The organism is Bovifimicola ammoniilytica, assembly GCF_025567085.1.
GTDB lineage: Bacteria > Bacillota > Clostridia > Lachnospirales > Lachnospiraceae > Bovifimicola > Bovifimicola ammoniilytica.
The window spans coordinates 220567-229462 of sequence record NZ_JAOQJN010000006.1 but is presented as its reverse complement, the minus strand read 5'-3'; the positions used below and the strand labels follow the sequence as shown (position 1 = coordinate 229462).

Genomic DNA, 8896 nt, shown 5'->3' with positions numbered 1-8896 from the left:
CTCATCCTTTCCTAAGATGTACCATTCCTGTGGATTTCTACTGCTGTTCTGACCAAATACCAGCTTGCCGTAATTTACTGCAGTTCCATTACTGTATGGTTTAAATGAATTCATCAACTGTTCTTTGGTTACATAGGTGGTATTGATTTTTTCAATCTCTTTTTCTGCGTTTACTGCATATGAAACATTATCTTCGGTTATTTCCAACCAGATTTTGCAGGCTGATAAATCGATTGTTGCCGGTGTATTTGATTCTGACGCAATAGCTGATACATTTATCGTATCTGATGTATCAACCTTCTTACTGTAATACCAATCATTTGTTCCGTCCTTGCCCTGCACTACAAGTGCCACGTTACTTGTGGTGCTTACCTTAGTTACCTTAATATCACCTGTTGTGGTGTTATATGTCGCTGTACCAATATTCTTACTTGTTCCATCCAGTCTTAAAGTCATCGCCGTACCGTTTGCAATCGTTCCCGATTTTGTACCAGATGATGCTGCTGTCGCAGCAGATGCGAAGAGTACAGATGACAGATTCAGATTGGAAGCAGGCTGAACAGCGTTTACGCCGTCGACATAGCTGCGGTAGACATCATTGCCCGGATACGCGAGCAACGCGTAGCTATCACTACCACCGCCAGGCGAGCGCAACCAGAACCACGAACCACTGCTCCAGTATCTACTCATGGCAAGTACTGTACTGTTATCACTTCCTGCTTTTATGGTTGTATAGGAAGAACCGGAACCGTCTGCCGCCAGTGCATACAGCTTATCTGTGGTGGTATAGGTTGTACTGTTCTTCATGTCATTCGTTGTCACTGTGGTAGGATTCATTAAACCCTGCTCTGCTGTGGTGAAGTAGGATGTACTCGTAGCCATAGTTTTCAACGCCACTCGAAGGTCACTTGCTCCGTAGTGATTTGGATATACCTCAGATATACTTGATCCATTATAAACACAATCACTCCACAAGGCTGTATCAGTCTTATTATTCTGCCAGTCATCCTCAAACTTCTGATTTGTTGCTATCGGGCTTGCTGCAAAGATGATGGTATTATCTCCTGATACGCCATTATCCTGTCCTAAGATGTACCATTCCTGCGCATCGCTACTGCTATTTTTACCAAATACCAGCTTGCCGTAATTTACTGCAGTTCCATCTCTGTATGGTTTAAATGAATTCATCAACTGTTCTTTGGTTACATAGGTGGTATTGATTTTTTCAATCTCTTTTTCTGCGTTTACTGCATATGAAACATTATCTTCGGTTATTTCCAGCCAGATTTTGCAGGCTGATAAATCTATATCTGATGATAAAGAAAGTGCTGTCTTAATATCTGAAGCATTCGTCGTGACAGTCTCTGTTCCTGTAATCTGTTTACTATAATACCAATCATTTGTTCCGTCCTTGCCCTGCACTACAAGTGCCACGTTACTTGTGGTGCTTCCCTTAGTTGCCTTAATATTACTGGTTGTGATGTTATACGTCGCTGTACCAATATTCTTACCTGTTCCATCCAGTCTTAAAGTCATCGCCGTACCGTCTGCAATCATTCCCGATTTTGTATCAGATGATGCTGCTGTCGCAGCAGATGCAAAGAGAACAGATGACAGATTCAGATTGGAAGCGGGCATCACCGAGACGTATCCATAGGTGACATTGTACGTGGTCACAAGGACGCCCGGATTAGCAATCAGCGCAAAGAGACTAAAATGAGCATCCGGCGAGCGCAGCCTAAATAAACTTCCGCTTCTCCAATAACTACTCATGGCAAGTACGGTTTTGTTATCACTTCCTGCTTTTATGGTGGTATAGGAAGAACCATAACCATCTGCCGCCAATGCATACAGCTTGTCTGTGGTGGTATAGTTTACACTATTCCTCGTGTCATACGTTGTCACTGTGGTGGCATTCATAAGTCTCTGCTCGGCTGTGGTGAAGTAGGTTTCATTTGAACCATCTGCCATACCCTTCAATGCCACTCGAAGGTCACTTGCTCCGTAGTGGTTTGGATATACCTCAGATATGCTTGATCCATTATAAACACAATCACTCCACAAGTTTGTATCAGTCTTATTCTTCTGCCCGTCATTCTCAAACACCTGATCTTCTGCTATCGGGCTTGCGGCAAAGATGATGGTATTATCTCCTGATACTCCCTCATCCTTCCCTAAGATGTACCATTCCTGCGCAACTCTACTGCTATTTTTACCAAATACCAGCTTTCCGATATTTGCTGCAGTTCCCTCTTCATTCGGAGCAAATGTACCATCCATCAACTGTGTCTTTGTGGCATATGCTGAAACACTTGGCTCTGTTCCCGTGCCGGTTGCTGCCTGCACGGTATTTGCTCCGCCTGACATAGCAGGAACTAGTCCTGCCACCATAGCAAAGGAAAGAACAAGCGCTATTCCTTTCTTAAAATTATGCTTTAATCTTCTCATCTGAATCCTCCTTTGATTTTGTAAATATAGTATTGGAATAGATACGTTTTCTTAATTTCCATGTATGACCATGCCTTAAAAAGGCGCTGTCAGAGTGCTGTGCTGTGCTGTGCTGTGCTGTGCTGTGCTGTGCTGTGCTGTGCTGTTAAGATTATCTCTCTGACCGCCATGCCTGTCTACCTCCGTTGCAACATTTCTATAATAATAGAATAGCAAAAATGTTAGGATTTATCAATCATTTTAATCTGATATAATACCAATATTGACTGAACATAATTCCTAAAGAGGAGAAGTATTACCTCATCTCTTTGTCAAATGTTCTTCTATTGTTTTGTCTAAACTTTCCAACATCTTTCTGCAATCGGGCAAGTTTCTCTGACATCATTTCTGTCTTATTCATTGGTGTTACTGCATTGTCATTGGATTTCTTCCAGTCATCAACTTCCTGCTGATACTCTGCATATGCAATCTTTGATTCCTTGTAGCTTAGATAAAATTCATTCATGTTCTCAAATCCGTAGTTACGAACCATATTTGAAAGTCCTATCTTCAATCGATTGATATAATCAGTCTTTTCATCAATCTTTCTCTGTAATTCAGCTTTTCTTGTAAGCTTTGCCAATCCCTTCAAATCCGATAATTCAATCTCAAGATTACCTCGTTGCTGTTCAGCCTGAAAGATAAGATTATTCTGATTATCAAGCTCTGCTTTTATCTTCTTAAGCTTTGGATATGTGGCTGCCTCTGGTGTCATTACAGGCTTGTCTGGTTCTGTAACATTAACTTCCTTGATTGTTTCTTCTTGCGTTGTTATTTTATTCTCAACTTTTGTAAATTCTTCAATAGCAGAAGTATATTATCTGTGTTATCTACCACTATATTGCTTGCAAAATCTGTTTTTTCGGCATTCGCAACATCTGTATGCAGTATCTTATTCCGAATAGCTCTGGCTGCTTCAAGCATCTTCGATATCAGCAGTACAAGCACCGTAATCGACATATTAAGTATCATTGCTAATCGTTGTGATTTGTTTCCATACAGTTCAATCGCCCTCTTTACTGGCTCTGTGATATATTCCCTCTTTATCTGTAGAATATCATCCATGGGGACATCGCTTATAATTGCCGTGTCAACCTCCCGATTCCAGTCAATCCGCAGCTTATTATCCTGCTCAATCTGTTCTGCCTTTGGATTATTCCTGCCAATCTTCTTGGTAGCAAGATATGGACCATTGCAATCAAATACTGTTAATCTGTCTTTTTCGTCCGTTACCCAATTGTTTATCATTCTGGTATAGAATAGTTTTACCTCATCCAGAAAATCTTCCTGCTTGAACCTCGTATTCTTTGAGGTAAACAGCTTCTTCTCATAAATCTCGCCTTTCCCTATAACCTTACATCTTTTGCGGATATTGCCAGCTTCATCAAGGATTTCTTTCTTAGTCTTGAGCTACCAAGCACATTAGGACTTGTTTGCAGGAGAATTGCAGAGAAGCCGGAAGGATTTGAAGGGTTTCATTTTCATCAGCTGCGTCACACCTACACAAGCAACCTGTTGGCAAACGGAGCTGCACCAAAGGATGTGCAGGAACTGTTAGGGCACTCAGATGTCAGTACCACAATGAATGTCTATGCTCACTCTACAAGAAAAGCCAAGCGAAAATCTGCAAGGTTGCTTGATAAAGTGGTAGGCAATGACTAAAAAGAAAATTCCCTTATTTCCCTTACGATTATCTCATAAGGGCAAAAATAAGGGAAAATTTTCTTTGTTTAATTCAGTTCGCTTTTAATGGAAAATAAAAATGTACAATCCATACTGATGTGATACCATTTCCATGGAGGTGATTCTCATTGGAAATGTCACTAATCACTCAGTTAAAAATCTTAATTGACATTTACAAAAGTTTTATGCCGAAGAAAGACTGCAGGAAAGATTCCATTGCAAAACGCCACTGGAAGTACGAAGCGAAGCATTATCGTTGGAAACCCCGACACAATATCCGATTGCAGAGAACAAAAGAATAGAAACATACAAAGCAAAATGGTGTGCATAAACGTCTCATAACATAAATATCCGCCACACTGAGTCAAATGTGGCGGATATCTATAAACTTATTTTAGATTTTTTACTTGTCTACTTGACAGGGGGCTGATCATTTCTGCCTAAGTGCTAATTTTATAACTCACTACAATACTTTGAACATATTCTGTTTTAATGGTCTATCATCCTTATCTGAAAGTCCCATCTTTTTTCTAGCATCTTCCATACTCTGCATCTTGTGAAGTTCCTTCTCCGCATCTTCAAGTCCAACATGGGTATAGACATTCAAAGTTACTGCTATGTCCGAATGTCCCATCAAATATTGAAGAGTCTTCGGATTTATTCCCGATTTTGCCATATTCGAGCAGTAGGTATGGCGGCACACATGAGGGGTTATCTTAGGCATCTTCACCTCTCCGATATTTTTCCAAAAAAATTTCACCTTTTCCGCTTCTTATTACATAAATTTTGAGAAGAAAAATTTCACCTTCTCCGCTTCTCGTTGCGTAACTATTGAAAAGCAAAATAACACTCAAAGGAGGAATTTTACAATGACAAAATCACAAATCAGGCAACTATCCTATGAAGAATTATTTTCCCTATCTCTCAAACGTGGCTCTCTAAATCGGTACACACAAGAGGCTCTATATGCTCAAGAATTACTTTATACAGAAATGTTTCTACCGCATGAAGTAATCAATGAACCAGATCCTTTTGATTATGAACCTTTTAGCATGGAAGATTAAGGAGGCGCACTATGGAATATATCATAATCAAATATATATCAGCACATCGAAAATCATTCCGCAAAGAAATCAACGCCAAAAGAAAAAGATATGACCGACTGGCAGACATATCTTCTATTCGCTTATTAGAATTGGCACAAGATTTAAGATGAACTACATCCAGTTCCCCACAAAACACATCCATATCCTTTGAATAAATCAATAAAAATCAACTCAAATCCGCTTCAAAATACATCATAGGTAAACTTGTTCACCTACGAATATATGAAGCCAAATTAACCTCAAAATCATTGATTTAAGCAAGCATATATGACATAGGGGGGTACTCTTAAACCTATAGAAATTAAGTACCTGTTATATATCAGTATAGGTATATTATTGATTCATAAATTGTTCAAGTACAGCTCTGATTCTCAGATCATTACCAAGTGCATTGTCTGGTAACTTTCTCTCCACAACTCTTTTGGGTACTTTATTTTGTTTCTTCAGCTTAGATTTAACTGATTTTTGAGTTGCCCTATTCTGATTTTTCTTTACTGATTTTCTGGATACTTTAGCAAGTTTTTCATTATATCTCGCATCTGAAATAAAATCAGCACACTTTGTATATCCTATACAGTCCTTATTAAATTGTACAGACTTTGAATTGGCACATTTCCAATATTCTTTATAATGACATGTTTTCTTTTCCTGTCGGCAATATGCCAATGCTTCATAATGTGTTTCTATGTATGCTGATACACCTTGCATTTGTTGTACGCTTACCTTCATATGCCACCAACCTTTCTTTCTCTATCGGAGTCATAAAAGCTGCTCTATATTAAGTACACACTATATAGACAGATGCTATTTAATAATAATCAGATCCATTTATCCTAATACCTATTACTGAAAAACCTGTCATTTCCCCATAATATGTACCTTCCGTATAATCTCCTATTCCATATGACCAATCCCATTCCCATCCATATCCTTGTTGGTTAAAATCTGATTGACCACCCAACGGACAAGGCTCTGATAATGGAATTATTAAATTTGGTGTAAGGTTCTTATATTTACTAGCAGCATCAATAATATGCTTTTTCAAATACTGCATTCTCGGTATGCTTACACCAGATATTGATTTGTCGGCAACACTCTTTATCTCTGACATAGTAGGTACATTTTCCTGCATTCCCACTATTGTTTTATTACTTCTTATGATTATATATGAGAATTTTTTGTATTCTGGTAACCTCATTCCAGCATTAAGCACCATAAATTCTTTATCACTTTTACAATATTCTGTGACTATTGGTGTCGTACTCGTATTCTTTTTTAATGAGGCAAAGTACGAATTTTTATTATTAACTGTCAAAGATTTTTTGCATAGTTCATCATTCATAAGTTTATCTAATTGTTTTTTCTTCTCAGCAAGTTGCTGATCCATATCAGATAATTCTTTATCTTTACTTTCCAATTTATCTGATATATCAGATATTTCGTCCTCATGCGTTTCTAATAAACTGTTTAAATCTGAAAGAGTCTCCTGCAATGATTCAATAGTATTTTCTATATGCTCAACAGACGATTTTTCATCGGTTATAACATAAGATAATTTACGTTCATTATCCTTTAAGTATTCCACTTCATCAGCCATGTTGTCTCTTTGAGATTTTAAACTAGCATATTGTTCTTGAAGTTGTTTTATATCCATAGGCACACTCCAATCTACATATTAAAATACGCATTTTTTAAATTTACTGGCTCTGTTCTGTGATACTCTTCATACTCATTGTTAAGTCTATCAAGTTCCGCTTTTAATTCCTTCTTCTTTGAAAATGCAAATAATCCTTGCTGTTTCAGTTCATCATTTTTAGCAGCTATATCATCCATATGTTTTTTCAGACCTGCATTATACTTATCATATGCTTCTTCATAAGCAATCTTTTTCTTTCCAAGCTCTTTTATATAATCCAGTATCAATGCAATCATCTTATCTGCATACTCTGTTTGTACTTCTGCCAATGTGTTTTTTGTGCTGTCCTTATATTTTATATCGTCAATACTAATCAATCCCATAACTGACAGATTTTCATATTGTTTATCATCAACAGTATTTTTAATCCATGTACTAATTTTATCTCTTATGCTCTCTTCTGAAGTTGAGGCAATTTTATCTCTATCCTTATTGATATGATCCTTAATCCAAGTGCTTAATCTTCTTGAATCAACGCACACTAAAAATATTTCGTGATAATCATTCTTGATTTTACTGATAGTATCTTGATAAAACATTGATAATACAGACGATTCATCTTTGTTTTTATAACTTGCTAGAACTTTAACATATTTTTTACATTCTCCATATCTTTCAAATTACTCTTGATTTTTTCTTCAAGCAAATTATCCATTTCTGATTTTCTAAAAATCTTTTTTGCATCTATAAAGGTATCAAAATCAAAATACCCAAATTGCAACAATTTTTCGTATATATCTAAATTAAAAGGGCATTCTGCAAATGCTTGCTGTAATAAATTTTGCTTATCTTCTGCATGTTTTATGTTTTCTAACATGGTTGATGATTTATTTTCACTATACTTCTCTAATACATCAGGATTAAATTGACTATATGTTGTTAATTCAAGTAAATAGTTGCTCAATATTTCTTCTTAATGAGGTTATCCATACAGCACAAGAATGCCGCATGGATATCTGTTCTGGAATCTTTCTTTTTATTTTTTCTTGATTTTAGCAAGAGTTTTATAAAACGGTTTGAACATTTTATTTAACTGCGGTCCCAAACCTCCATAGGATTTGTTTAACTTATCTCCCATAGCTTTTTTATCATCAACAATATTATTAACGATAAATCCCGTTAAAGAATCTGGAATTGAAACTTTAGAATTGCTCTCATACTTAATAATAAGCTCTATAAGTTTTTTCATCCTTGTTTCTTTTGTCCACTGAACAGGAGGAGCCGCAAATTTTTCTTTCTTCAAGCATTTATATATGTTCTCTCCATTTTTATTACCATAAAAGTGAACAAGTGCAAGATGAATATATGATTGGTCATCTATCCCTATGCAATTGATAATAGTATAGAGTTCCCTTTTGTCTATACCACTTACCTTTTCTGTCACTTTTACTGATAATGAACTGGTAATAAATTCATCATCAGATACAGGTTCTTTACCTTCTAGAATTTGAGTATTTGATGGATTTAAGCGATTAATTCTTTTGACATCCATTTCACGGTCCATCCAAAAATGAACTACTGCATCAAATCCTGTATCATTTGATACAATGACCATTTCATTGGTATTATCGGCATGTAACTCATATCCTAAATATGATACTAACTGAAAGTCCAATCCATTGTTGCCTTCATAACATTCAACGAATTCCGGCTTGTTAGTTGCACTCATTAACTGTATTGCCTGTGGATAAGCAATACGAGGTGAATGCCCTGTGTAGAAAACAAGAAATCGACTATTAGTTTTCCCTAATAAGTCAATCCAGCTATCTCCTACATTTTCGCTATCAATAAAATAAATTGTTGCCAAGTTCTATAACCTCATTACCAGAACGATTTTAGTCTATCACAAAAGCGTTATTTTTTCTAGTCCTGCACAGTAGATATTTACTCTTTCATACGTAAGTGTTATTGTAACAGTTCCTTC

Annotated in this window: 9 protein-coding genes and 2 pseudogenes; 2 read left to right on the top strand and 9 right to left on the bottom strand. The window is 36.6% G+C overall.

Annotated elements, in window-relative coordinates; translation table 11 throughout:
• The 3 genes from OCV48_RS09815 to OCV48_RS09805 form a co-directional block, all read right to left on the bottom strand.
• Positions 1 to 2448: DUF6273 domain-containing protein (locus OCV48_RS09815; protein WP_262559589.1), on the bottom strand; the 2448-nt coding region annotated here is incomplete at its 3' end.
• 295 nt (positions 2449 to 2743) lie between these two features.
• Positions 2744 to 3202 carry a hypothetical protein gene (locus tag OCV48_RS09810; protein ID WP_262559588.1) on the bottom strand — a complete coding sequence of 153 codons (459 nt, stop codon included), beginning with the start codon at positions 3200 to 3202 and terminating at the stop codon, positions 2744 to 2746.
• 56 nt (positions 3203 to 3258) lie between these two features.
• Positions 3259 to 3735, bottom strand: a complete 477-nt coding sequence (locus tag OCV48_RS09805; protein ID WP_262559587.1) for a hypothetical protein — start codon at positions 3733 to 3735, stop codon at positions 3259 to 3261.
• 153 nt (positions 3736 to 3888) lie between these two features.
• On the opposite strand from OCV48_RS09805, the pseudogene OCV48_RS09800 reads away from it, so the two are divergent.
• Positions 3889 to 4149: pseudogene (locus OCV48_RS09800) on the top strand (tyrosine-type recombinase/integrase); the annotation flags it as partial.
• A gap of 484 nt (positions 4150 to 4633) precedes the next feature.
• On the opposite strand, the pseudogene OCV48_RS09795 reads toward OCV48_RS09800, so the two are convergent.
• Positions 4634 to 4912, bottom strand: a pseudogene (locus OCV48_RS09795) (tyrosine-type recombinase/integrase); the annotation flags it as partial.
• Positions 4913 to 5039: 127 nt separating this feature from the next.
• Between OCV48_RS09795 and OCV48_RS09790 the strand changes: the two are divergent.
• Positions 5040 to 5234 (top strand): hypothetical protein, encoded by a 195-nt coding sequence (locus tag OCV48_RS09790; protein WP_147591814.1) that lies wholly within the window; start codon positions 5040 to 5042, stop codon positions 5232 to 5234.
• Between the two features lie 375 nt (positions 5235 to 5609).
• Here the strand turns inward: OCV48_RS09790 and OCV48_RS09785 are convergent, their stop codons facing one another.
• The 5 genes from OCV48_RS09785 to OCV48_RS09765 all read right to left on the bottom strand — a co-directional run bounded on the left by OCV48_RS09785 (position 5610) and on the right by OCV48_RS09765 (position 8779).
• The gene (locus OCV48_RS09785; protein WP_147591813.1) at positions 5610 to 6005 is read right to left on the bottom strand and encodes a hypothetical protein; all 396 of its coding nucleotides are present in this window, start codon (positions 6003 to 6005) and stop codon (positions 5610 to 5612) included.
• Between the two features lie 79 nt (positions 6006 to 6084).
• Positions 6085 to 6930, bottom strand: a complete 846-nt coding sequence (locus OCV48_RS09780) for a hypothetical protein (protein ID WP_147591812.1) — start codon at positions 6928 to 6930, stop codon at positions 6085 to 6087.
• 14 nt (positions 6931 to 6944) lie between these two features.
• Positions 6945 to 7511 carry a hypothetical protein gene (locus tag OCV48_RS09775; RefSeq protein ID WP_147591811.1) on the bottom strand — a complete coding sequence of 189 codons (567 nt, stop codon included), beginning with the start codon at positions 7509 to 7511 and terminating at the stop codon, positions 6945 to 6947.
• Between the two features lie 38 nt (positions 7512 to 7549).
• A complete protein-coding gene (locus tag OCV48_RS09770; protein WP_147591810.1) occupies positions 7550 to 7876 on the bottom strand; it encodes a hypothetical protein in 327 nt (108 codons plus the stop codon).
• A 72-nt stretch (positions 7877 to 7948) separates the two neighbouring features.
• Complete coding sequence (locus tag OCV48_RS09765; RefSeq protein ID WP_147591809.1) at positions 7949 to 8779, bottom strand: PIN domain-containing protein; 831 nt, start codon at positions 8777 to 8779, stop codon at positions 7949 to 7951.
• Positions 8780 to 8896: the final 117 nt, after the last annotated feature.